Annotated in this window: 17 protein-coding genes and 4 tRNA genes; 11 read left to right on the top strand and 10 right to left on the bottom strand. The window is 39.8% G+C overall.

Annotation, left to right across the window (positions count from 1 at the left end; genetic code table 11):
• Window positions 1–384 precede the first annotated feature (384 nt).
• Entirely contained in the window at window positions 385–837 is a 453-nt protein-coding gene (gene zur / locus A4A70_RS02705) for a zinc uptake transcriptional repressor Zur (RefSeq protein ID WP_067568199.1), read from the bottom strand.
• Between the two features lie 565 nt (window positions 838–1402).
• Between zur and dusA the strand changes: the two genes are divergently transcribed.
• The 4 genes from dusA (at window position 1403) to ftnA (ending at window position 6301) form a co-directional block, all read left to right on the top strand.
• Window positions 1403–2419, top strand: coding sequence for a tRNA dihydrouridine(20/20a) synthase DusA (dusA, locus tag A4A70_RS02700; protein WP_067568197.1), 1017 nt, complete (start codon window positions 1403–1405; stop codon window positions 2417–2419).
• Window positions 2420–2577: 158 nt separating this feature from the next.
• Window positions 2578–3975 (top strand): replicative DNA helicase, encoded by a 1398-nt coding sequence (dnaB, locus tag A4A70_RS02695; protein ID WP_067568195.1) that lies wholly within the window; start codon window positions 2578–2580, stop codon window positions 3973–3975.
• A 191-nt stretch (window positions 3976–4166) separates the two neighbouring features.
• The gene (locus A4A70_RS02690; protein ID WP_067568193.1) at window positions 4167–5363 is read left to right on the top strand and encodes an amino acid aminotransferase; all 1197 of its coding nucleotides are present in this window, start codon (window positions 4167–4169) and stop codon (window positions 5361–5363) included.
• A 440-nt stretch (window positions 5364–5803) separates the two neighbouring features.
• On the top strand, window positions 5804–6301 hold the full coding sequence (ftnA, locus tag A4A70_RS02685) for a non-heme ferritin (protein ID WP_067568191.1): 498 nt from the start codon (window positions 5804–5806) through the stop codon (window positions 6299–6301).
• A 47-nt stretch (window positions 6302–6348) separates the two neighbouring features.
• Here the strand turns inward: ftnA and A4A70_RS02680 are convergent.
• The 5 genes from A4A70_RS02680 to fldA form a co-directional block, all read right to left on the bottom strand.
• Window positions 6349–6423 (bottom strand) — tRNA-Gln (locus A4A70_RS02680).
• A gap of 9 nt (window positions 6424–6432) precedes the next feature.
• Window positions 6433–6506 (bottom strand) — tRNA-Met (locus A4A70_RS02675).
• Between the two features lie 35 nt (window positions 6507–6541).
• Window positions 6542–6616: transfer RNA gene (locus A4A70_RS02670), tRNA-Gln, on the bottom strand.
• 31 nt (window positions 6617–6647) lie between these two features.
• Window positions 6648–6732 (bottom strand) — tRNA-Leu (locus A4A70_RS02665).
• A gap of 262 nt (window positions 6733–6994) precedes the next feature.
• Window positions 6995–7525, bottom strand: a complete 531-nt coding sequence (fldA, locus tag A4A70_RS02660; protein ID WP_067568189.1) for a flavodoxin FldA — start codon at window positions 7523–7525, stop codon at window positions 6995–6997.
• Between the two features lie 382 nt (window positions 7526–7907).
• Here fldA and pgm point away from each other — a divergent pair, with 382 nt between their 5' ends.
• Window positions 7908–9554 carry a phosphoglucomutase (alpha-D-glucose-1,6-bisphosphate-dependent) gene (pgm, locus tag A4A70_RS02655; protein WP_067568187.1) on the top strand — a complete coding sequence of 549 codons (1647 nt, stop codon included), beginning with the start codon at window positions 7908–7910 and terminating at the stop codon, window positions 9552–9554.
• A 307-nt stretch (window positions 9555–9861) separates the two neighbouring features.
• Here the strand turns inward: pgm and accC are convergent, their stop codons facing one another.
• From accC to aroQ, 3 genes are read right to left on the bottom strand one after another with little or no spacing between them, the layout of a single operon-like run.
• Window positions 9862–11211: an acetyl-CoA carboxylase biotin carboxylase subunit gene (gene accC, locus A4A70_RS02650; RefSeq protein ID WP_067568185.1), complete on the bottom strand. Its 1350-nt coding sequence runs from the start codon at window positions 11209–11211 to the stop codon at window positions 9862–9864.
• 11 nt (window positions 11212–11222) lie between these two features.
• On the bottom strand, window positions 11223–11672 hold the full coding sequence (gene accB, locus A4A70_RS02645; RefSeq protein ID WP_067568183.1) for an acetyl-CoA carboxylase biotin carboxyl carrier protein: 450 nt from the start codon (window positions 11670–11672) through the stop codon (window positions 11223–11225).
• 30 nt (window positions 11673–11702) lie between these two features.
• On the bottom strand, window positions 11703–12155 hold the full coding sequence (gene aroQ, locus A4A70_RS02640) for a type II 3-dehydroquinate dehydratase (protein WP_067568181.1): 453 nt from the start codon (window positions 12153–12155) through the stop codon (window positions 11703–11705).
• 1249 nt (window positions 12156–13404) lie between these two features.
• Between aroQ and mreB the strand changes: the two genes are divergently transcribed.
• The 5 genes from mreB to tldD all read left to right on the top strand — a co-directional run bounded on the left by mreB (window position 13405) and on the right by tldD (window position 21793).
• Window positions 13405–14448: a rod shape-determining protein MreB gene (gene mreB, locus A4A70_RS02635; protein ID WP_067568179.1), complete on the top strand. Its 1044-nt coding sequence runs from the start codon at window positions 13405–13407 to the stop codon at window positions 14446–14448.
• A 56-nt stretch (window positions 14449–14504) separates the two neighbouring features.
• Window positions 14505–15428 carry a rod shape-determining protein MreC gene (mreC, locus tag A4A70_RS02630; RefSeq protein WP_067568177.1) on the top strand — a complete coding sequence of 308 codons (924 nt, stop codon included), beginning with the start codon at window positions 14505–14507 and terminating at the stop codon, window positions 15426–15428.
• Window positions 15429–15597: 169 nt separating this feature from the next.
• Window positions 15598–16089, top strand: coding sequence for a rod shape-determining protein MreD (gene mreD / locus A4A70_RS02625; protein ID WP_067568175.1), 492 nt, complete (start codon window positions 15598–15600; stop codon window positions 16087–16089).
• Between the two features lie 352 nt (window positions 16090–16441).
• Window positions 16442–20275, top strand: coding sequence for an AsmA2 domain-containing protein YhdP (gene yhdP / locus A4A70_RS02620; protein ID WP_067568173.1), 3834 nt, complete (start codon window positions 16442–16444; stop codon window positions 20273–20275).
• 72 nt (window positions 20276–20347) lie between these two features.
• Entirely contained in the window at window positions 20348–21793 is a 1446-nt protein-coding gene (tldD, locus tag A4A70_RS02615; protein ID WP_067568171.1) for a metalloprotease TldD, read from the top strand.
• 187 nt (window positions 21794–21980) lie between these two features.
• On the opposite strand, the gene pyrD is transcribed toward tldD, so the two are convergent.
• Window positions 21981–22991 carry a quinone-dependent dihydroorotate dehydrogenase gene (gene pyrD / locus A4A70_RS02610; protein ID WP_067568169.1) on the bottom strand — a complete coding sequence of 337 codons (1011 nt, stop codon included), beginning with the start codon at window positions 22989–22991 and terminating at the stop codon, window positions 21981–21983.
• A gap of 453 nt (window positions 22992–23444) precedes the next feature.
• Between pyrD and asnS the strand changes: the two genes are divergently transcribed.
• Window positions 23445–24848: an asparagine--tRNA ligase gene (gene asnS / locus A4A70_RS02605; RefSeq protein WP_067568167.1), complete on the top strand. Its 1404-nt coding sequence runs from the start codon at window positions 23445–23447 to the stop codon at window positions 24846–24848.
• The last annotated feature ends 44 nt before the right edge of the window (window positions 24849–24892 follow it).

Genomic DNA, 24892 nt, shown 5'->3' with positions numbered 1-24892 from the left:
TGTAAAGCCTCTTAGTTTTTTTAGTAACGCTATGGAAAAAATAGAAAAGTAATACCATATTTATGGTAGTATTAAAGTTAATACTATTAAGTACAGAGTTTATTAATTTAATAGTATAAATAAAAAAAATAATTCGCTATTGAGAAAATTATCAGTTTCTTTATAAAAGCAGCATAATTTAACTAGAAGTTATTAATATTAAAAATAATTTTAACAATTTTAATTATTTAAATTAAATTAATTTTGTTTAGTTACTGGCAACTACCCTATGTTCGCAATGCAGCATATTACTGGCTATTATCAGGTTTATCTAGTTCCAATTACTGTTAATACAGGATTCTCGTATTATAATTTCTTACAAGCTGATAAATTTAGCTTGTTTAATTACACCGCGCTATGGCAACTTAGGCATAATCCGTGCACCTCCATAACGGTATGAAAGACAAAAAAACCAGCCGTAGAGGCCATGCGTTTCATAATATTTTTTGTATTCTTAGTTTTCTGTTCGGTAACTAATCCACAGCGATCGCATATAAAAAAAACTGAGGTATGTAAAGGCTCAGTTAAATGATGGCAGAGCATAAAACTATTTGTTGACTCAACGCGATGGATAAACCTTTGTTCACGTAGAAAATCAAGCGCACGATATATAGTTGGCGGCTTTGCATGTGGTTCTGACTGGCGCAATAGATTTAGTAAATCATAAGCGCTTATCGCACCGTTTTGTTGAGATATCAGACGCAAAACCTCCATCCGCAACGGAGTCATGCGGACGCTCCTTTGCTCACATAATTGTTCTGCCTGGATAAGCAGTAGGTTATCAGTAATAGCTTTCATTCAGCTTGCTTCCTAGTTAATAAGATAAAGGTAATATTAAAAATACTTTATTTTTTTAAGAAAGTAACAACATAATGTAGCTATTAAACACTATACTAGTGCATTAATAGATATTTACTTAACTTAGATATAAATTATATTTTTTATAATTAATTATAATTTCTATAACTAACTATAAAAAGGTGTATTCTATTGACTAATAAATATTAACTAATTCTTTTAAAATTAATTAAAATAGTAATACCTCTATCAAATAAATAAGATAACTAACTTAAGTGAGATTAATTTTTTTTTAAAAAATTTTGTTTATTTTTTTTAAATAAAGTTACTACATAACTATTAATTTAATATTGTTACTAAAAATAATAATATATAATTTATATAAACAAAAAAAACAAATCAAACAAGAGACAATAAAAAAGAATAAACTGTATGCGCTCTGAGCCCAGAGTAGATGGTAGGCACAGAAAATAATTAATAATGTGGTAGAATTACTGCATTCAGTGTATGAATCATTCAGCAGTCGTAATCATGATCGAATCATATTAATATGAAGTGTTTAAATATGCAGTCTTTAATAAAAGAATCAGCTAGAATGGTAACTCTAGCCCCTGGCCGCTTTAGCGTCGCGCCGATGTTAAACTGGACCGATCGTCATTGTCGATTTTTCCTGCGTCAACTTAGCCGACGCGCATTACTGTATACCGAAATGGTGACTACTAACGCACTTTTATTCGGTAAAAAAGATTACCTAGCCTATAATGAGGCAGAGCATCCTTTAGCGCTACAATTGGGCGGTTGTGAACCAACTGTACTAGCTTGCTGTGCAAGAATGGCTGCAGAGAGGGGCTATGATGAAATTAATCTCAATGTTGGTTGTCCTTCCTATCGTGTACAAAAAGGCAGTTTTGGTGCATATCTTATGGCAGAAAAAAAGCGCGTAGCAGAATGTGTTGCTGCAATGCAAGAAGCGGTAACACTGCCAGTAACGGTAAAAACACGTATCGGTATTGATGAGCATGATAGTTACGCGTTTTTATGCGAGTTTATCGATGCAGTAGCTAATCAAGGGGGTTGTAAAACTGTTATTATCCACGCTCGTAAAGCCTGTCTTAATGGCCTTCGCTCTAAAAAAAACCGAGAGATACCAGAGCTAGATTATAATCGTGTTTATAACATCAAAAAAGATTTTCCTGCACTTACAGTGATACTTAACGGCAACATTAAAACTATAGGTGACGCGCAAGACCATCTAAAGTGTATCGATGGAGTTATGATGGGACGTGAAGCCTATCAAAATCCAGGTATATTGCGCTATATTGATAGCCAGATATTTTGTGAGACCGATCTAATAACAAATCTGAAACTGGTAATTGACGCTATGTTACCTTATATTGAAAAAGAATTAATTAGAGGTACAGCATTAAACCATATTACTCGCCATATGCTGGGGTTATTTAAAGGCATACCTGGGGCGCGGCAGTGGCGATACTATTTAAGTGAGAAAGCTAAACTACATAGTGCTGGACCTGAGGTTTTAATCAACGCATTAGCCTATATCAACCATTTATATGGCACGTAGTAACAATTATTAAAACTAGTATTTAATTAAAAATTGTTAGCAAGAATGATCTTGATCAACTGCAAAGTTGATACTACTTGTCATAACCGAATATGTATGAAGGATCTTTTATTTTAACTTTATCTTAATACTAATCTAATTAGGCTAAATACTATTTCATGTCAGAAAAAAAATTTTTTAATAAAGCAAATTGTTACCGCGACCGTCAAGTTGAAAGTTTAAAAATGCCGCCACATTCGTTAGAAGCTGAGCAGTCGGTGCTAGGTGGATTAATGTTAGATAATAAACGCTGGGATAATGTCGCTGAGCGAGTGAGCGGCAATGATTTTTTTAACCGTTCACACCGACAGATATTTATAGAAATGCAAAGCCTTCTTGATCTTAATCAACCAATTGATTTAATCACTCTTTCAGAGTATCTAGAACAAAAAGGAAAACTAGAGTCAGTCGGTGGTTTTGCGTATCTAGCTGAATTATCAAAAAATACCCCTAGTGTTGCAAATATTTCTGCCTACGCAGACATTGTCCGTGAACGGGCTATAGTGCGTGAAATTATTGATGTAGCACAAGAAATAGCTGATTCTGGTTATGATCCCCAGGGCCGTAGCAGCGAAGATCTGCTAGATCTGGCAGAATCACGGGTATTTAAAATCGCGGAAAATAGGATTAGCAAAAATGAGGGACCAAAGAGTATAGACCGCATTCTTGAAGATACCGTAGCACGCATTGAACAACTGTATCAGAAACCACACCACGGTATTACCGGCATTTCTAGCGGATATCTGGACCTAGATAAAAAAACCGCTGGACTGCAAAAATCAGATCTAATCATCATCGCTGCCCGCCCTTCAATGGGCAAAACCACGTTCGCTATGAACCTATGCGAAAATGCTGCCATGACTGAGGATAAACCGGTCCTTATCTTTAGTTTGGAGATGCCTGTCGAACAGATTATGATGCGTATGCTAGCTTCACTATCACGCGTAGATCAAACCCAGATTCGCACTGGCCAATTAGATGACGAGGATTGGGCGCGTATTTCAAGCACCATGGGATTGTTATTAGAAAAATGCAACATGTATATTGATGATTCGTCTAGATTGACTCCAACTGACATACGTTCGCGCGCGAGGCGAATATTCCGCGAGCACGACGGACTAAGTCTCATCATGATCGATTATCTTCAGCTAATGCGTGTGCCGTCTTTGTCCGAGAATAGGACGCTAGAAATCGCCGAAATTTCACGCTCTTTAAAGGCACTAGCCAAAGAACTACAGGTACCTGTAGTAGCTTTATCACAGCTAAACAGAAGTTTAGAGCAACGCGCCGACAAACGTCCAGTTAACTCTGACCTTCGCGAATCAGGCTCCATTGAACAGGATGCTGACCTAATTATGTTTATCTACCGCGATGAAGTATACAACGAAAATAGTGATCTGAAGGGTATCGCTGAAATCATTATCGGTAAACAACGTAATGGCCCTCTTGGAACAGTGCGACTGACCTTCAATGGAAAGTTTTCACGCTTCGATAATTACTCTAGTTTATATGGATAACAATAAATAATCTTAATCAGTAAAAATATTTCTTATCATATAGTAATAAATATAAGCTCTTTCTACTAAGCTTAATTAATAACGAAATTATTCAGTTTAAGTAAATTTTATACTAAAAAACTAAATTTATTTTATATTAACTAATATTTAGTTAAGTATTAATCGATCCATTAATCGATAAGAGGTGCACAATGTTTCAACATATTAATGCTTATGCAGGAGATCCCATCTTTACACTAATGGAAAACTATAAATTGGATCCGCGCCCTGACAGAGTCAATCTAAGCATTGGACTTTATTATAACGAACAAGAGCTTATTCCAACGCTTCAGTCAGTGACAGAAGCACAAACTATGCTACTACGTCGCCAGAAGTTAAGCTCTTCTTCTTATCTTCCGATGGAAGGTTTATTATCTTATCGCAGTGCAACTCAGGCACTGCTGTTCGGCGATAATCATCCCATGCGTGAGGCGTCGCGTATTGTTACTATTCAAACTGTAGGCGGCTCAGGTGCGTTAAAAGTTGGTGCAGATTTCCTTAAACGCTATTTCCCTAATGCCCAAGTTTGGGTTAGCGATCCAACCTGGGCAAATCATATTACCATTTTTTCTGGCGCTGGATTCCAAGTTAATTTTTACCCTTATTTCGACAGCAACTTATTAGGGGTTAACTTCTCAGCTATGAGAGATGCTTTTCAGAAATTGCCACCTTGCAGTATCGTGTTGTTGCATCCGTGCTGCCATAACCCGACCGGTTCGGATTTAACTAAGACTGAATGGGATCAGCTTATCACAGTCATAGCAGAAAAACAATTGATTCCTTTTCTAGATATTGCCTATCAAGGCTTCGGTGTTGGTCTAGATGAAGACGCTTATGTGGTGCGTGAAATGGCACGCTTGGCCCTACCTTGCCTAGTAAGTCAATCGTTCTCAAAGATTTTTTCTCTTTATAGCGAACGAGTAGGAGAGCTATCGGTAGTATGTGATAGCGCCGACGAAGCTGATCGCGTATTAGGACAACTTAAGTCAACAGTACGCTGTAATTATTCTAGCCCACCTAGATTCGGTGCACAGATTGTTGCGCAGGTTCTGACTGATCCTGCAATTAACGCTTTATGGCGCGAAGAAGTTACAGCAATGCGGCTAAGAATTTTAGCCATGCGCAAAAGCTTATTCGTCGCGTTACAAAACGAACTACCTAACCATAATTTTGATTATCTTTTACGCCAGCGCGGGATGTTTAGCTATACTGGACTCAGCCAGAAACAGGTTAAAAAATTACGCGATACCTTTGGCATATATTTAATCGAAAATGGCCGTATTTGCCTGGCCGGGTTAAACACCGCTAACGTTAATAAAGTTGCTCAGGCCATTGCTGCTGTACAGTAACACCTTGAAAATTATTTCCTCATATTTAATTACTTACTCATAAAGAATAGCTATGATTCTAATTTTAGCTAATTAAAACTACAAAAAAAATAATAGCGCTAATATGTCTGAAACACTGCTCTAAGTGTTTAATACAGTGATATTAATTAATATTTGCCTAAATAAACTCTGTCTTAAAGATAGGTCACTACTACTTACTAGTCACTACTACTTACTAGTAAGGTAATGCTAGTCTTTATAAGACATCACTACTAATTATAGTAACAATATATATTATATTTTATATAAACATAATTCATATTTATTACTATACTGTATGTAATTTTTTGATATTTATGATTTTATGATATAACTCTAGAGTTAGCATAACAAATGCTAACACGGTCGTTTAGAAGACGAGCAGAATTAAGTGCAGACTTAAGTAAGAAGGAGGCATGTTAATGTTAACCCAAGAAATGGTTAATAAGCTTAATGAACAATTAAACCTTGAATTTGTTTCTGCTAATATTTATTTACAAATGAGTGCTTGGTGTAATAATAAAGGCTTTGAGGGCGCTAGTAATTTCTTCAAAATTCAGTCAAGCGAAGAAATGTATCATATGCACCGTCTGTTTGATTATTTGAATGATACAGGAACGATGCCGGTTTTAGGGTCTATTGATGCCCCACAAGTTGATTTTTTATCTTTACTAGATTTAATTAAACTAGCTTATGAACAAGAGAAAATAATAACACAAAAAATTAATTCTTTAGCCCACTTTTCTATGATGCTAAAAGATTATTCAACGTTTTATTTTTTACAATGGTATGTAGAGAAACAGTATAAAGAAGGGAAAATATTTAAATCTATTCTAGATAAATTTTCTCTTGTAAACCCAGACTTTGGTGGACTGTTTCTTATCGACCAAGATCTAAAAACAATGAATGGTAATAAGTAAGCAATATATTGATTAATACACGCTTACCCTCCAAGATTGGAGGCTAGTGGCTGGGGTACCAGGATTCGAACCTGGGAATACCGGAATCAGAATCCGGTGCCTTACCGCTTGGCTATACCCCAAAAATATAGTGGCTACGACGGGAATCGAACCTGTGACCCCAGCATTATGAGTGCTGTGCTCTAACCGACTGAGCTACGTAGCCATAATTTATATTATAGGCTTAAAGGCCGGCCATATTGGCTGGGGTACCAGGATTCGAACCTGGGAGTGGCGGGATCAAAACCCGCTGCCTTACCGCTTGGCTATACCCCATTTACTAAAAAATAATAAAAATTGGTTGTAATGGTGCGGGAGGCGAGACTTGAACTCGCACACCTTAGGGCGCCAGAACCTAAATCTGGTGCGTCTACCAATTTCGCCACTCCCGCAAAATTTTATTAAAACTATTAATAGTTACTTTAACTGTATAATTGTTGAACGCTAATTAGCTAAATTAGCCTCTATAGCCGCATTATGCGTAGTTGAAGGACATCAGTCAACTTTTTTGCCTATAAAACTATGAAGACTACTTGAAAAGGTAAGCAATAAATTATGCTATCGCATGCAGGATACTTAGAAAATAAAAATAACATATTAAAAATCAAACAAAAAAAATCTCGTAGTTTAGCGAGCAATCAGTAGCCATTCTGGCTACTGATTGCTCAGTGGTTCAAACTGCATTTCTGCACAAACTTGCCTAATCCATCCATCAACGCGCTCACTGGTTAGTTCCGGCTGCCGGTCTTCATCGATAGCTAAACCAAAAAAATTATTGTCATCTACTAGACCCTTAGAACAATCAAAATAATAACCGACGGTAGGCCAGTATCCTACTAACTTTGCGCCACGCTGTTTAATAATATGGTGTAATGTTCCTAATGCATTGCAGAAATACTCTGCATAATCTTCTTGATCTCCACAACCGAAGAGTGCTATAAACTTGCCATTAAAATCAATTTCTCTTAAAGTGGGCAAGAAATCTTCCCAATCACACTGAGCTTCACCGTAATACCAGGTAGGGATACCCAGTATGAGCCGGTCATATTGTTCAAGATCTTTTTTTGTGCTTTTAGATATGTCAAACACATCAGCAACGCTATACCCCAGTTGTTTCTGGATGAGCTTAGCAATGTTTTCGGTAGTACCGGTATCACTACCAAAAAAAATACCTATTTTATTCATATACATAACCTCTTTACTATAAAATTAATGTACTAGGGTCTTAGTTTTATCAAAAATGATAAAATATCAATAATATTTGAAGTTAATTTGTTTAGCAAAGCTAAGTTTGAGCACTATTGTTGCTAAGCCAGTAGTTTCATTAACTAAAAATTATATGAAGTCTCAATAGTTCTGCCTATACTAGTTATAGGCACTGAAGTTATGCTAATTTTTTAGACAAATAAGTTAAGATAAACAATCTTGTAGTAGAAAAAGATTAAATTATAATCAATCTGATTTTCTTACTTAAGTAGCAGTTAACTTATTTAGCTATCTACATATAATATATAATATTTATTACCCAGATATCTTTTACCTGTAATCAAAGGAAGAAGAAGCTCCGATGCCCAATCACCCCCGCGCCGGGCAACCCGCTTGCCAAAATGATTTAATTAATGTGGCACAATTAACTTCGCAATATTATACATTGCGACCAGAACCGGGTAATAGGGCTCAGGCGGTAAAGTTCGGCACCTCAGGTCACCGTGGCAGTTCTAGACGCTATAGCTTTAACGAAGCCCATATTTTGGCCATTAGTCAGGCTATCGCTGAAGCTCGAGTAAAACAGGGCGTTTATGGGCCATGTTATGTAGGCAAAGATACTCATGCGCTTTCTGAACCAGCTTTTAACTCGGTGTTAGAAGTGTTAACTGCTAACTACATAGAGGTTATTGTGCAGGCCAATAATGGCTATACACCTACACCAGCGATTTCCAACGCTATTTTGCGCTATAATAGCGGCGGAGCACAGGCTGATGGTATCATACTTACGCCATCCCATAACCCACCAGAGGATGGCGGTATCAAGTATAACTCGCCTAACGGCGGGCCAGCTGATAGTAACATGATACTAGTTATAGAAAAACGCGCTAATGCACTGCTAATAGATAATCTACGTGGTGTTAAACGATTGACACTAAGTCAAGCCTGGCAAAGTGGCTATATTCATGCCCGCGATCTAGTGCAACCCTATGTAGAAGGGCTGATCAGCGTGATAAACATGCAGCGGATTAAACAAGCTAGGCTAAAACTGGGCGTTGCTCCGTTGGGTGGTGCCGGTATAGACTATTGGCAACGCATAGCCGAGTACTACAGACTTGATTTAACCCTGGTCAATGACCAGGTTGATCAAACCTTTCGATTCATGCATCTTGATCATGATGGTATTATCCGTATGGATTGTTCATCAGAATCAGCGATGGCGGGGCTATTAACTCTGCGCGATAAATTCGCGATAGCTTTTGCCAACGATCCCGACCATGATCGGCATGGTATAGTTACGCCGGCCGGTTTAATGAACCCGAATCATTATTTAGCAACCGCCATAAACTATCTGTTTCAGCATCGTCCCCAATGGGGGCATAAGGTTGGAGTAGGCAAAACACTAGTGTCCAGCGTAATAATAGACCGAGTGGTCAATAGTCTTGCTCGCAAGCTAGTAGAAGTCCCAGTTGGTTTCAAATGGTTTGGGGATGGGCTGTTTGAGGGCAGTTTAGGTTTCGGTGGCGAGGAGAGCGCCGGGGCTTCTTTTTTGTGTTTTGACCGCCAGCCCTGGTCCACAGACAAAGACGGCATCATCATGTGCCTACTGGCAGCAGAGATTACTGCCGTAACCGGTAACAATCCTCAGCAGCACTACGATAAACTGGCACAGCGCTTTGGAGCTCCGAGCTATAACCTTATTCAGGAGCCTGCCACAAATGCACAGAAGATGATTTTGTCTAAGCTGTTTCCTGCGCAGTTCAGGGCCCGCACATTAGCGCAGGACGCGATTACCGCCCGTCTGAACATTGCGCCAGGGAATAACGCTGCTATTGGTGGTCTGAAGGTAATTACGCAAAATGGCTGGTTCGTAGCCCGCCCTTCCGGCACAGAAGAATTCTATAAGATTTATTGTGAAAGCTTCCTTGGCATTGATCATCGACAGCAAATCGAGAAAGAGGCAGTAGATCTCATCAGAGATCTACTATCAGAGATAGAAAATAATTAAGTTTTAATTTAACGGGCTTGTTTTTCGCTTTGGAAGCAGCCTATTTACTAAACAACGAACTAATTTAATTAACCATTGGCTAGTTTAGCGTTTAGCTATCTAAATTAGCAAAAACTAATTTAGTTTAAACTAATATATTTTAGCTTGCACTGTATTTGTACTGATTTACTCAGCTACTAAGTTTACAAGTAACAACATATTAATTTACTTACCTTTAGTAGTTGTACTAGGATACAACTTTTAATCTCTGCTGAGAAAAAACTAAATAATACTGCAACAAAATCAACTTTAATCTTTCTTTTAGTGTTTAAGTTTCTTGTAACCCAAGTTTATTCTCTAAATAATGAATGTTTGTTTCACTATGCTGAAAATGCTCGTCGTTCATTATTTCTAGCTGCAAATTGATATTAGTTTTAATACCATCAATAATTAGCTCCGCTAACGCGTTTTTCATACGAACGATAGATACTTCTCTATTTTCGCCAAAACAAATAAGTTTACCTATCATGGAATCATAATATGGTGGTACGGAGTAACCGGCATAAATATGAGACTCCCAACGTACTCCTAAGCCACCTGGTGCATGAAAACGGGTTATTTTACCGGGACTTGGCAGAAAATTTGTTAGATCCTCAGCATTTATACGGCATTCTACTGCATGACCTGCTACTTTAATATCCGCTTGTTTAAGCGATAAAGGTTGGCCAGCAGCAATGCGTAACTGCTCTTTGATCAGATCTACACCTGTTATCATCTCAGTTACTGGATGTTCTACTTGGATCCGTGTGTTCATTTCTATGAAGAAAAATTTTCCGTCTTCATATAGAAATTCAAATGTGCCAGCACTGCGGTAGCCTATCTTCATGCAGGCGTTAACACAGCGTTCGCCGATAAAGCAGCGTACCGATTCTGTAATACCCGGCGCAGGTGCTTCTTCAATTACCTTTTGGTGGCGGCGCTGCATCGAGCAGTCACGCTCAGCTAGATAAATAGCATTACCTTTACCGTCGGCCAACACCTGGATCTCAATATGGCGTGGATTCTCCAAATACTTTTCCATATAGACCATATCATTATTGAATGCAGCTTTTGCTTCGGCGCGTGTCATTAGGATAGCGGCTTGGAGATCTTTATCGCTGCGCACTACGCGCATACCACGCCCGCCACCGCCGCCAGAAGCTTTTATAAGAACCGGATAGCCGATATGGTTAGCGATGGCACGATTTTTCTCTATATTTTCATCTAATGGACCGTCTGAGCCAGGTACACAAGGCACGCAGACTGTTTTCATTACATTAATAGCAGATACTTTATCACCCATTAGTCTAATAGTTTCTGCTCGTGGGCCGATAAATATAAAGCCTGAACATTCAACTTGCTCAGCAAAATCAGCGTTTTCAGACAAAAAACCGTAGCCGGGGTGAATAGCCATCGAGCCGGTCATTTCCGCAGCTGAGATGATGGCAGGAATATTAAGATAGCTTTTTATCGAGGGCGATGGACCGATGCATATAGTTTCATCGGCCAGCAGCACATGTTTCAGATCTCGGTCGGCTGTAGAGTATACCGCCACGGTTTTGATACCTAATTCTTTGCATGCGCGCAGAATACGCAGTGCAATTTCACCGCGGTTAGCGATGACAATTTTATCTAGCATTTGGCTTCTCTTTATTCGATTACGACCAGTGGCTCGTCAAACTCAACCGGTTGACCGTTATCCAGTAAGATAGCTTTCACTACGCCCGCTTTATCAGATTCAATCTGGTTCATCATTTTCATGGCTTCAACAATACAAAGGGTATCGCCAATATTTACTTGTTTCCCTACTTCGATGAAGGGGATCGCATCCGGGCTTGGAGTGCGGTAAAAGGTACCAACCATCGGCGAGCGCACAAGATGACCGCTCATGGTTGCGAGCCCGGCGTTAGCTTCTGCTGCAACCGGTGTGGCTTCAGGGGACAACGATTGCTGTTGCACCGTAGGAATATAAGCCTGATTGGCCAACTGCGCCGTAGTATAACTGATACGAACCGATTCTTTACCTTCAGAAATTTCCAGTTCAGAAATGCTAGATTCCTTAACCAATTCAATCAGTTTTTTGATTTTACTAATATCCATGAGTGGTGTTCCATACTCTAATTACTCTAATTAATTAAATTTTGACAGGCGTTTAACTGCCGTCTGTAAAGCAAAGTGATATCCATCTGTACCGAGGCCGCATATCACGCCAACAGCTATATCAGATAGATAAGATTGATGGCGGAAAAATTCCCGTGCATGCACATTAGAGAGATGAATCTCAATAAACGGGATGTTTACCGCTAACAGCGCATCGCGAAGAGCAACGCTGGTATGTGTAAATGCTGCCGGATTGATGAGGATAAAATCTGTATTTCCCTGCGATTGATGAATACGATCTATCAGCGCATATTCTGCATTAGATTGAAAATAGCTGAGTTTTGCTCCTAATTGGTCAGTATGCGCGCTCATAGACGTGATGATTTCTGCAAGCGTAGTATGACCATATTTATCTGGTTCTCGTGTACCTAGCAGATTTAGATTAGGTCCATTAAGTAGTAAAATATGGAATTTGTCTGCCATTATATGGTGATCTCCCTAAAAACTTACGTTATCCCGTAAAAAATAACAAACAGTAAACAATTTATCATATTTTACTAAAAATTCAGTATTAATTTGCCACATAGATCAGTTATGATAATAGATGAGGTATTATAATTACATTGTGCCTATTAATAGTAAAATTACTAGTTTTTTTTTGAACGTAGTTAGACTACGATGTATATGTAGTGCATCATCATTATTTTTCTTAGTAAATGACCAGTAAAAATATTTGACCGCTATGTAGTAAGTACAATATTAGAGATTATTATTTAGACAAATATTGGTCCACAATAACAGTAAAATATACAAATATTATAGAATATTTACTCTAGAATTTTACCTAAAAGTTAAATTAGTTTATTAAAATAAAATATTTATTTTTAAAATCTAAAAAATATTAAAGATTAATATATTAAGTTAATCTAATTAGATTAGTTAGTTACAATCTTACTTCTAAGATACTAATACTATTAGTATAAAAATTAGCTTATCTACAATAGATATTAGTATTGTATACCTAATAATATTAATATAGATATTTTTCTATACACTATTATTTACTTCTATGCTAGCTGAGTTAATCAATATAACTACAAGAATTGTAATAAACACTAAATAATACTAAAGCAAGTAGTCTCCTTCAAAAAAATAGGAATCAAGATAGCTATTAATAAACTACTGCTTAGTAAGCCTGTTTATCTTCTAGTATAAAGAATCTTTAAACGTTATTTAATTTAACTAAATTTTAAAAATCTGCTATAGGCAGATTTTTTTTAAAAATAGGCAGATTCTTCTTAAGAAGAACCATGAAAACATCTAGTAATTAAAGATGGTGCAGTTATAAAATTAGTAACTATTATAATTTAACCTTATTATTACCTCTGATGGTCAGATTACTATATATAATATAATTATTTAGTATACAATATTTTATAATAAAGTAGATTTACCAAGTAAACTATTTAGTAATTTTTGAGTTAACTATTGTAAATAGACTACCATATCCAATAATAATTAGATATTTTAAATTAAAAAAAAATAATATAATTGCTAAATACAAATTTTAATTTGTACTTTTTTATTAAAAAAATAAGTAAGATACTTTGTTTATCAGTTAAAATATTAACCAGGATTTATTTTCATCTAGATGACGTTAAGTCTTGTAGTTACTTCTCTCGATGGGTAAAGTAAATAAAATTTATTTTGTCCTAACTATAATTATTAATTTATGTTTAAAAAAATTCGTGGCATATTTTCCAATGACTTATCCATTGATCTGGGTACTGCCAATACCCTTATATATGTAAAAGAACAGGGTATTGTACTAAACGAACCGTCTGTCGTTGCTATTCGTCAGGGCCGCGCTGGTTATACGAAACGTGTTGCAGCCGTTGGCCATGAAGCCAAGCAGATGCTAGGGCGTACGCCTGGCAACATCGCAGCTATACGGCCGATGAAGGATGGCGTCATCGCCGATTTCTTCGTTACTGAGAAAATGCTACAACACTTCATTAAACAAGTTCACAGCAATAGTTTTATGCGTCCCAGCCCACGTGTGCTGGTGTGCGTCCCGGTGGGAGCCACGCAGGTAGAGCGCCGCGCTATTCGTGAATCCGCACAGGGAGCAGGAGCGCGCGAGGTATTTTTGATTGAAGAACCAATGGCGGCAGCAATCGGTGCTGGTCTACCGGTTTCTGAGGCCACAGGCTCGATGGTAGTTGATATCGGTGGTGGCACCACTGAAGTAGCAGTTATCTCCCTTAATGGCGTGGTGTACTCTTCATCTGTACGCATTGGTGGCGATCGCTTTGATGAAGCTATTATTAACTATGTACGGCGTAATTACGGCTCGCTGATTGGCGAGGCAACTGCGGAACGAATCAAACACTGTATTGGTTCCGCCTATCCAGATGACGCGGTACGTGAAATAGAAGTGCGCGGTAGGAATCTGGCCGAAGGTGTTCCGCGGGGTTTTACTTTAAATTCAAACGAAATTCTAGAGGCACTGCAGGAGCCATTAACTGGTATTGTCAGCGCAGTAATGGTGGCATTGGAACAATGTCCTCCGGAATTAGCTTCCGATATTTCCGAGCGCGGTATGGTCCTTACCGGGGGCGGCGCTCTGTTGCTTAATCTCGACCGCCTGTTGATGGAAGAAACAGGTATCCCCGTAGTAGCGGCAGAAGACCCACTAACTTGCGTAGCCCGCGGAGGCGGTAAGGCACTAGAGATGATCGATATGCACGGTGGTGATTTATTCAGCGAAGAATAAAGACCTACTGCTACCCAGAGATATTCTCTTTTTTTATTGAGTTAAACACATAGTTTATGAGGCCCATTTTTAGCAGAAATCATTTTTTGCAACTTCGACTTTTTTTGGCGGTAATGGTTGCGATTATTATAATTATCGCCGATAGCCAGTTAAGGACGTTCGTTAAAATTCGCACTTATATGGACACTGCAATCAGTCCATTATATTTTCTGGCCAACAGCACGCGTCAGATGCTAGATAATGTATCGCAGACGCTAGCGATACGCACTCAGTTAGTGCTGGAAAACCGTGCGTTACGTCAGGAATTACTGTTGAAAAATAGCGCACAATTGCTGTTAAAGCAGTATCAGCAGGAAAACTCCCTATTACGTGAGTTGCTAGGATCGCCGCTGCATCATAATGAACCAAAAATGGTTACCCAGGTTATTTCTACCAGCACCGATTCTTACAGTGATCAGGTAGTGATCGACAAGGGACTAAATAATGGCGTATATGTCGGTCAGCCAGTTATAAGCGATAAAGGCGTGGTAGGTCAGGTGATCGCTACTAGTAAGCTTACTAGTAGGGTTTTACTAATTTGTGATGCAGCTCATGCGATGCCGATTCAGGTTATGCGTAATAATATACGAGTGATTGTGACAGGTAACGGCTGCAACAAAAAACTGAAACTGGAGCCCTTGCCGGACCATACTGATATCAACGTAGGCGACATGCTAGTAACTTCCGGCTTAGATGGACGTTTTCCTGAAGGGTATCCAGTGGCGATGGTATCGTCGGTTAAAATTGATACCCAGCGTGCATATACAGTTATTCAGGCGCGGCCAACCGCCGATTTGCAACGTCTACGCTATTTACTTTTGGTATGGAGGAGTACTACAACAGGCGAGGTACCTCTACCCCCTGAGGCAGTTTATCGTGTAGCAAACGAGCGGTTAATGCAGATGCCGCAGGTTTTATCTTACTCGGATACTAGAGGATAATTAACCCCGTCTCCTAGCATCAACATCCAGCTAGGAATAAGTAACAGCTGACAGAGCGGACGTACCAGTGGAGGCAAATTATATAGTTCAGCCACTAGTACAAATAACATCATACCGCTACTACTCTAGTATAGCCGTTATTTAGATTTAGCAGCGCAGGAGTACCGCAATGAATCGTTATCACCATCACTGTTACGGTGTCCAGATAATATGGCTCTCATTTTTTATTGCCATTATTTTTCAAACAATGCCCTGGCCACCGCAACTTTATTTTTTGCGGCCTTCGTGGATTAACCTACTTCTAATTTATTGGGTAAATGCGCTGCCACACCGGATCAATGTAGGAACCGGTTTTATTATAGGTTTAGTTATAGACCTTATTCTAGGTTCTATCCTTGGCATAAGAGCGCTTGCGCTAAGCATTTTGGCCTATCTAGTAGTAAAATTTCAGTTATTTCAGCACATGAATATTTATCTACAGGCATTGATTGTGATACTGCTATCATTAACTACTCAGCTAATAGTATTTAGTGTTGGTTTTTTAGTTATTAATCTTTTTTTTCGTCCTGAAATCTTTTGGAGCAGCATGATAGATGGCTTGCTATGGCCATGGCTATTTCTACTGATGCGTAAAATCTGCTACCAGTTTGGCGTACAATAAAACTCAAATTACTTAATTTGGTCCTAAGTAGGAACTAGGGGAATTAATAAATTTTGCGCTGGCAGGTACTAAAAAGTAGCCGGACAACGTCCGAGGTAGAGTATATAGGTAGGTGGTGAGGGTTAGTTTTTATAATTTAATGCTGCAACCACACAGTGTACAATAGAATTGTAGGTTCAATTATGCGCATGCATCATTTATATAATGATGTTAATGCACCGGCAGCGTTTGAAGATACGTTACAGATATATTTGGCACACAAGTAAAAGTCCAGATTAAATCACAAACTCTACATTCGGGAGCAATTTTATGTGATGATCATGTTATGATCATATAGGCTAAGGAGAAAGGCGTGAAAAGACTACCGGGGATAATGATGGCGATTGTCGCCAACCTAATCGTCCTGGTGGCTTTAACAGTTAGTGGTTTAAGGCTAGCTTTGCCACACCTAGATCGGTTTCGCCCGCAAATTGTCTCTGTATTGAATCGAGCTTTTGATGCCAAAATCTGGCTGCAGCAGTTACACGGCAGTTGGCAATCTTTTGGACCTACATTTAATATCGACGGGATTGACGCCACTACCCCTGACGGTCAACTGCAAGTGCAACACGTAACATTGGCGTTGGATGTTTGGCAGTCTTTGCTTCATTGGCGCTGGCAGTTTCGCGACGTAACTTTTTATAGTTTGCAACTTGATCTTAATACCAAGTTTATGGGCAGTGATCACCATAGTATCACCATTAGTTATAACAGAATTTTTAATTTTTTTCTTCGTCAATTTGACCAAATTATCTTATATAATAGCCAGCTTACTTTTTTGAAATCTTCGGGGGAACGAACTCGTCTATCTGTGCCACAGTTAACCTGGTTAAATACCTCCAATCGCCACCGTGCGGAAGTTAAAATAGCCTTGTCAAGCACTGAATCACAGCAAGGTATGATCGACGCGCGTATGGATCTGCACGATGAACAGGGGTTACTTAATAAGGGAAAATTTTACTTTCAGACCTGGAATGTTGATTTAACACCCTGGCTTGACCTACTTTTTCAAAGTAATACCCACAGGCTGCAAAGTACCGAGTTAAATTTGTCAGCCTGGATTGATCTCGATCAAGGCAAAATTACTGGAGTCGATGCAATACTCAACCGGGGAGTAGCACTTTGGACAAATAGCGAGCAGTCTCATCGCCTAGATATCGATCGGCTGTCGATAAAAATAAATAAAAAACATCAACAGCAGGACGCCTGGCAATTGGATATGCCAGCGTTAAACATCGCCATTGATGGAAAATCCTGGGCACCAACGACGCTCTCTGTATTCTGGTTACCAGCGAAATACCATCTTTTTTTTCCTGATCATACAGGTGAGATCTGCCTGCGATTTGGGGCGCTCAATTTTGAGAGATTAACCCCGATATTATCGATTATTTCAGCAGTAACTCCTAAATTTAGCGCCAGTTGGCATGATCTGCAACCGCGCGGTGAACTGACTTCGCTAGCGTTAGATATCCCCCTAAACAACGCTAGCTATACACGCTTTCAAGCGCAGTGGCAAGATCTTAGTTGGCTCCCATGGCAGTTTCTGCCTGGGGCTGACCATGTTTCCGGCTCGGTCTCAGGTTCATTAGCAGCGGGGCGGCTAACTTTAGCACTGAAAAATAGCAATTTACCCTATCAGGGCATGTTTCGCGCGCCTATAGCGCTATCCCACGCCTGCGCTACTATTGACTGGCGGCATAATCCGCGAGATGGTCTGTTCTTGTGGGGACGTAATATCTATGCGCGGGCGCAATCCTTTTTGGTTAAAGGAAATGTTTATTTCCATAAACCAGTAAAAGGAGAGACCTGGCTCGACATCATTGCTGGTCTGCATTTAACTGACGCCACCGAAGCCTGGCGTTATTACCCCGAACCTTTGATGGGAACCCATTTGGTAGACTATCTAGCTGGCGCTATTAAAGGAGGGCATGTAGATAACGCTACCCTATTATTTGCCGGAAATCCCAGCCGTTTTCCATTTAAGCATAACGACGGTAAATTCGAGATATGGGCACCGCTACGTCAAGCAGAGTATCTCTTTGAATCAGGTTGGCCTGCGCTAAAACAGCTAGATATTGATTTAAATTTTGTTAACAACGGATTATTTATGTATACGCCACAGACCAAGCTTGGTAAAAATATCGGCAAAAATATCACTGCAAGTATTCCCGACTATTCTAAACAACAGCTATTAATTAAAGCTAATATCAGCGGCGCTGGTAGCGCTATAAAAGACTATTTTATGCAAACGCCACTTAAGGTCTCCTTGGGGCAAACGTTGGATGAACTCCAGCTTAGCGGGGCAGTGATGGGCGATTTGCATCTTGATATTCCGCTTAATGGCCAGTCGATTACCGCTTCCGGCAATATAGTACTTACTGATAACTCTTTATACATTAAATCTATGAGCACCACACTAGAACGGCTTAACGGCAAGTTATGCTATAATAACGGTAACTTGGACAGTGATGCTATATACGGTAAATGGTTTGGCCAACCTATATTAATAAATTTTACTACGCTGGAAAAATCGACTAGCTTCGACGTTAACGTCGGTATTAAAGGCAATTGGTCGCTCAACGCATTGCCTAACTTGCCCCATCACATGGTAAAAATGATCAGTGGTCACGCTGATTGGCATAGTGATATTGCCATCACTATGCCAATAAAAGGAGAAATGCGCTATAAGATTGCTTTTAAAAGCAATTTAACAAATGTCAGCAGTTACTTGCCTGCTCCGTTGTATAAGGTCAGTGGCAAACCGCTAACGCTAGAGGTAAACGTACAGGGAGACATGCACGCCTTATTGATGAGTGGACATTGCGGTGGCATTAACAGTTTTAACAGTCAGTGGTTATTATTGACAAACCAAATTACTATGATACGCGGTAACTGGGAGTACGGCGGGGAGGGAATACCTCCCCTGCCGAAGGATAAGAGTCTAACGTTATCATTACCAGCGATCAACGGTGAAAAATGGCTACCTCTGCTGCTGAAGCCCCCGGCGTTAACGGGGGAGACGCAGACGGCTGTGTGGCTGCAATTTCCCGATACGCTGAAGCTAAGCACACCTGCTCTGACTCTGGGCAGACAGATTTGGCATCAGCTTGTATTAACCAGTAACAAGCTGGCCAGCGGCAGTAAAGTAACTGCACATGGACAGGAAATTAACGGAACATTGACTATATTGAACCACGCTCCCTGGCGTGCTGAATTAGCATATCTCTACTATAATCCGGTCATCAATATTGACAGCTCCGTTGTTTACCCTAGCGGCGAGTTATACAGTACAAGCGATACCTTAGATACTTGGCCAACGATGCTTTTTACCTGTCAACAATGTTGGCTGAGGGGGATAAATATTGGGCGGGTAAGCGCGACAATTACTTCAAAGCAGGATCAGTTACTTTTAACTAGTTTCGTCGATACCGGAAAAATATACTTGACCACAGAGGTTAGTTGGCGGCACACCCGCAGTAAAAACCAAACGTCATTAAAAGGCACTATAAGCGGCAATGATATTGGTGACGCTGCCGATTATCTCGGTTTAGTGACTCCGCTGCGCGACGCGCCCTTTAACCTAGATTATGATTTGCATTGGCTTGCTACGCCTTGGCCGCTAGATATTTCCAGCCTTAATGGAGTACTGCATACTCAACTAGGTAAAGGTAAAATAGAAAATATCAGTAGCGGTAGTGCCGGACGTATTATGCGTTTAGTCAGCTTTAATACGCTGCTGCGCAAATTGAAATTTAATTTCAGTGATTATTTAGGAAAAGGTTTTTACTTTGATTTCATCAAAGGTACCTCCTGGTTAAAAGACGGTACGTTACATACTAACGATCTTTGGCTTGATGGGCTAGAGGCTAATGTTGCCATATCCGGAGATATAGATCTCAACCGCCAGCAAATCAATATTGAAGCAGTGATCGTACCAGAAATTTTGGCCACCGTCGGTGTAGCTACGGCTATAATAATTAATCCGCTGCTAGGAGCAGCAGTGTTTGCTGCTAGCAAAGTGCTGCAGCCCCTTTGGAATAAATTATCGCTTATTCGTTACCATATTTCAGGTAATTTAGATGTGCCTAAAATTACAGATATCATGCATCAAACGCTTCCAGTTAAAAACTGTGCTAAAGAACACTAGTTCTTTGACGTCGATTGGGCAATTGGGCTTTTAATAAATAAAAATTCTATTTTTTCTTTAAAGGTGAAAACTATGAACCTGACACTTGTCAGTGAACATTTACTTTCAACTAATCATCTACAGCATGATCATCTTTATGATCTGCTTGAAAAGATGAGCAGACGACGTCTTGACTATGCCGATTTTTATTTTCAGTCAAGTTATCATGAGATGTGGATCCTTGAACATTCTCTTATCAAGGATGGCTTATATAATATTGATCAGGGCATAGGTGTGAGAGCCATAAGCGGAGAAAAAACCGGTTTTGCCTATGCCGATCAGATAACGCTAGATACACTTACTCAAAGTGCCATGACCGCGCGCAGCATAGTGAACGAAGCTGGAGAGATCCAGATAAAAAACTTTAGCCCGATAGCCTTCCGCTCCATATATCCCTCATTAGATCCCCTTACCAGCCTGCCGCGCGAAGAAAAAATAGCGCTGCTACATCGAGTAGATAAAGTTGCGCGCGCCGCCGATGCGCGGGTGCAAGAGGTTACGGCTAGCCTTTCAGGGGTCTACGAACAGATTTTAGTAGCAGCCACCGACGGTACACTGGCGGCGGACGTGCGTCCGCTGGTGCGTTTGTCTATTAGCGTGCAGGTAGAGCAAGAAGGTAAACGGGAGCGTGCCTCCAGCGGAGGAGGTGGCCGTTTTGGCTATGATTTTTTTCTACAGATTGTTGACGGAGAGGTGCGTGCCGATAGCTGGGCAAGGGAAGCGGTGCGCATGGCGCTAGTGAACCTTTACGCTATCGCGGCGCCTGCAGGCCATATGCCGGTAGTGCTAGGTGCTGGCTGGCCAGGGGTGCTGCTGCATGAAGCAGTGGGCCATGGACTAGAAGGTGATTTCAATCGCCGTGGTAGCTCAGTATTCAGCGGCAAAATAGGTAATTTGGTAGCTTCTAAGCTATGTACCGTTGTTGATGACAGTACGCTGGCTGGCTTGCGCGGCTCGTTAGCTATCGACGACGAAGGCGTGCCTGGTCAGTTTAACGTGCTTATTGAAAACGGCCAGTTGCGTGGTTATATGCAAGATAAGCTTAGCGCTCGTCTGATGGGGATGGCGCCTACTGGCAACGGCCGGAGAGAATCTTATGCACATCTTCCAATGCCCCGTATGACCAATACTTATATGCTGGCAGGGCAGTCAACTCCGGAAGAAATTATTGCTAGCGTAGCGCGGGGTATCTATGCGCCGAATTTTGGTGGTGGGCAGGTAGACATCACGTCAGGTAAATTTGTGTTTTCTACCTCTGAGGCTTATTTAATTGAAAATGGACGCATCACTACTCCGGTTAAGGGGGTCACGCTCATTGGATCAGGAATTGAAGCTATGCAGCAGATTTCTATGGTCGGTAATGATTTAGCGCTAGATAAAGGGATAGGCATTTGTGGCAAGGAAGGTCAAAATCTTCCAGTTGGCGTTGGCCAGCCGACGTTGAAACTTGACAAAATAACCGTTGGCGGTACAGACTAAAATCGCTTTGCGTCATTATCGCAAGAACTACTGTTAGTATTAACAGTATACGGGAACGAACAACAGTTCAATAATCAGCATAACAGCTAGATAAAAAACTACAAAAATATCACTTTTGCTACTATTAATTCGCTATTTTTGATGTGGTTATTTAGCTAGTATTAGCTAGTGTTTTATATAATTTGGTTTAAATATCACTGATAATATCTTTTATTAAACGCGGTCCATGAAAAATAAAACCCGAATAAATTTGAATAAGCGCAGCGCCTGCCGCCATTTTTTCTCTAGCTGCAATAAGTGAATCGATACCTCCCACCCCGATAATGGGTAACTTATCTTGTAACTCACTAAATAATCGCTGGATTAAATTTGTACTGCGTAATTGTAATGGACGTCCGCTCAATCCGCCACTTTGGCTACAGTGATCCAAACCATGGACTAGCTCGCGCCCTATAGTTGTGTTAGTTGCGATGACGCCGTCAATATTATAACGAACTAAGCTATCGGCAACTTGTATTAATTCTGCTTCGTTCATATCAGGTGCTATTTTTATAGCAACAGGCACGTATTTTTGGTGACAGACCTGCAATGCCCGTTGTTTATTTTTTATCGATTGTAATAGATCATCCAGCGCTTCTCCAAATTGGAGAGTGCGTAGCCCAGGAGTATTAGGTGATGATATATTTATGGCGATATAACCCGCATAGGCATAAACCTTTTCCATACATATCAAATAATCCTCTTTCCTCTGCTCCACCGCCGTATCTTTATTTATACCGATATTAATACCCAGGACACCGCCAAAATTAGCTTTTTTAATATTTTTTACTAAATTATCAACTCCACGATTATTAAAACCCATACGGTTTATAAGACCACTAGCTTTTACTAAATGAAATAGACGCGGTTTGTCATTACCTGGTTGTGCGCGTGGGGTTACTGTCCCCACTTCGATAAAGCCAAAACCCATAGCACCTAGTACATCGATGCAGTCACCGTCTTTATCTAATCCTGCGGCCAGCCCAAGCGGATTTTTAAAATTTATGCCCATGCAGTTGACAGATTTTGTTGGTAAAGATTGGCGTATCAGCCATTCTAGTGGAGTACCAGAAATGTGTTTCAACTGTTGCAAGGTTAGTTTTTGGGCTAGTTCTGGTTCTAGCTGAAATAGTACTGTCTTAATAAGTGAGTACAACATGTAATCTCCTTCTATTAAAACTGGGATAATATTAATTATTAGTAATAAAATAACCATTAGCAACTAATAATCATGACAGTATCAAGCTATTTTTATGAGTAGCAGGTTACTATTGTCTAACCATTTTAATTAACTAAAATTAAACGTTTTAAAAATATATAAAAGGCTTATCCATAGAACTAATTCTAAGCTAGACCATAGTGGTACTAATTTAGTTCTATTTCTATTAACGTATTCAATTAATATTTATTATTGGTATTCGTAGTTAGCCTGTGATATTGTCGTCAATTCAGTTGCGGCGTATTAGCTTTTCTCATTTTTTGTTAAAAAATTAGTTTATGCTGGAAATATAAGGGATTAACCTTGTGATTTTGCCGCTATTATTATAAAAATAATAGGGTCTATGAGCAGATAATAAGCCTGTTACTATTAACCAAATATTAGGATTTATTTATGAGAGAAGTGCCTATAATTGATGTACTACATGGGCGCGTTCCGGCTGATAGTGAAGTTACTGTACAGGGTTGGGTGCGTACCCGTCGAGATTCTAAAGCTGGCATTTCTTTTCTTACTGTCTATGACGGTTCCTGTTTTGATCCTGTACAGGCTATTATTAATAATACATTACATAATTATCAAAATGATATCTTACGTCTAACCACCGGATGCTCCGTTGAGGTAACTGGCCGCATTGTAAAATCGTTAGGTGGAGGTCAATATTATGAAATACAGGTACAAATTTTAAAGGTGCTGGGCTGGGTTGATGATCCAGATACCTATCCTATGGCTGCTAAACACCATAATGTCGAGTATTTACGCGAATTCGCACATTTACGCCCGCGCACTAAATTAATCGGCGCTGTAGCACGCGTGCGTCATACCCTGGCGCAAGCCATTCATCGTTTTATGAATGAACAAGGATTCTTGTGGATCTCAACGCCGCTGATTACCGCCTCAGATACTGAAGGAGCCGGCAAAATGTTTCGAGTATCTACACTAGATTTTGAGAATCTACCGCGCACGCCTACTGATGGTAAAGTTAATTTTGCTGAAGATTTCTTTGGCAAAGAGGCTTTTTTGACAGTATCTGGTCAGTTAAATGGTGAAAGCTATGCCTGTGCTTTATCAAAAGTTTATACGTTCGGCCCGACTTTTCGGGCGGAAAACTCAAACACCACGCGCCATCTTGCCGAGTTTTGGATGGTAGAGCCAGAAGTAGCATTCGCTTCTTTAGAAGATATAGTTAATCTTGCGGAAATATTACTCAAATATATCATTCAGGCAGTATTGAATGAACGAGCCGATGATATGCAATTTTTTGCAGAGCACGTCGATAAAGAGGCGATAAATCGTCTTAAAAACTTTATCAGTGCAGATTTTTTTCAGGTAGACTACACTGAAGCAGTTAGTATTTTGCAAAAATGTGGTCATTTGTTCAAGCATCCGATAAACTGGGGTCTAGATTTTTCCTCTGAACATGAGCGTTATTTAGCTGAAAAATATTTCAAAGCTCCAGTAATTATTAAAAATTACCCTAAAGAAATAAAAGCATTTTACATGCGTATGAACGACGATGGAAAAACGGTAGCTGCCATGGATTTACTGGTCCCTGGTATTGGGGAAATTATCGGTGGCTCTCAGAGAGAAGAGCGTTTGTTGCAGCTAGATAGCCATTTAACAGAAATGGGTCTAAATAAAGAAGATTACTGGTGGTACAGAGACTTACGCCGATATGGAACAGTGCCACACTCTGGTTTTGGATTAGGTTTCGAAAGACTAATAGCTTATATTACAGGAATACAAAATATTCGTGATGTCATACCATTCCCAAGAAGTCCACGCAACGCTAATTTTTAGATGGGAGTAGAAAAATAAGTTAATTTTTTCTATTAGCTAGAAAG

Origin of the sequence: Candidatus Hoaglandella endobia (assembly GCF_900044015.1) — a bacterium.
Lineage (GTDB): Bacteria > Pseudomonadota > Gammaproteobacteria > Enterobacterales > Enterobacteriaceae > Hoaglandella > Hoaglandella endobia.
This window is presented reverse-complemented; position numbering and strand designations above follow the sequence as displayed.

Excerpts from the sequence above, each read along its gene's own strand:
- dusA (WP_067568197.1), top strand. The coding sequence starts at position 1,403 with ATGCAGTCTTTAATAAAAGAATCAGCTAGAATGGTAACTCTAGCCCCT.
- mreC (WP_067568177.1), top strand. The coding sequence starts at position 14,505 with ATGAGGCCCATTTTTAGCAGAAATCATTTTTTGCAACTTCGACTTTTT.
- zur (WP_067568199.1), bottom strand. The coding sequence starts at position 837 with ATGAAAGCTATTACTGATAACCTACTGCTTATCCAGGCAGAACAATTA.
- fldA (WP_067568189.1), bottom strand. The coding sequence starts at position 7,525 with ATGAATAAAATAGGTATTTTTTTTGGTAGTGATACCGGTACTACCGAA.
- A4A70_RS02690 (WP_067568193.1), top strand. The coding sequence starts at position 4,167 with ATGTTTCAACATATTAATGCTTATGCAGGAGATCCCATCTTTACACTA.
- tldD (WP_067568171.1), top strand. The coding sequence starts at position 20,348 with ATGAACCTGACACTTGTCAGTGAACATTTACTTTCAACTAATCATCTA.
- pyrD (WP_067568169.1), bottom strand. The coding sequence starts at position 22,991 with ATGTTGTACTCACTTATTAAGACAGTACTATTTCAGCTAGAACCAGAA.
- ftnA (WP_067568191.1), top strand. The coding sequence starts at position 5,804 with ATGTTAACCCAAGAAATGGTTAATAAGCTTAATGAACAATTAAACCTT.
- accB (WP_067568183.1), bottom strand. The coding sequence starts at position 11,672 with ATGGATATTAGTAAAATCAAAAAACTGATTGAATTGGTTAAGGAATCT.
- dnaB (WP_067568195.1), top strand. The coding sequence starts at position 2,578 with ATGTCAGAAAAAAAATTTTTTAATAAAGCAAATTGTTACCGCGACCGT.
- asnS (WP_067568167.1), top strand. The coding sequence starts at position 23,445 with ATGAGAGAAGTGCCTATAATTGATGTACTACATGGGCGCGTTCCGGCT.
- pgm (WP_067568187.1), top strand. The coding sequence starts at position 7,908 with ATGCCCAATCACCCCCGCGCCGGGCAACCCGCTTGCCAAAATGATTTA.
- aroQ (WP_067568181.1), bottom strand. The coding sequence starts at position 12,155 with ATGGCAGACAAATTCCATATTTTACTACTTAATGGACCTAATCTAAAT.
- accC (WP_067568185.1), bottom strand. The coding sequence starts at position 11,211 with ATGCTAGATAAAATTGTCATCGCTAACCGCGGTGAAATTGCACTGCGT.
- mreB (WP_067568179.1), top strand. The coding sequence starts at position 13,405 with ATGTTTAAAAAAATTCGTGGCATATTTTCCAATGACTTATCCATTGAT.
- mreD (WP_067568175.1), top strand. The coding sequence starts at position 15,598 with ATGAATCGTTATCACCATCACTGTTACGGTGTCCAGATAATATGGCTC.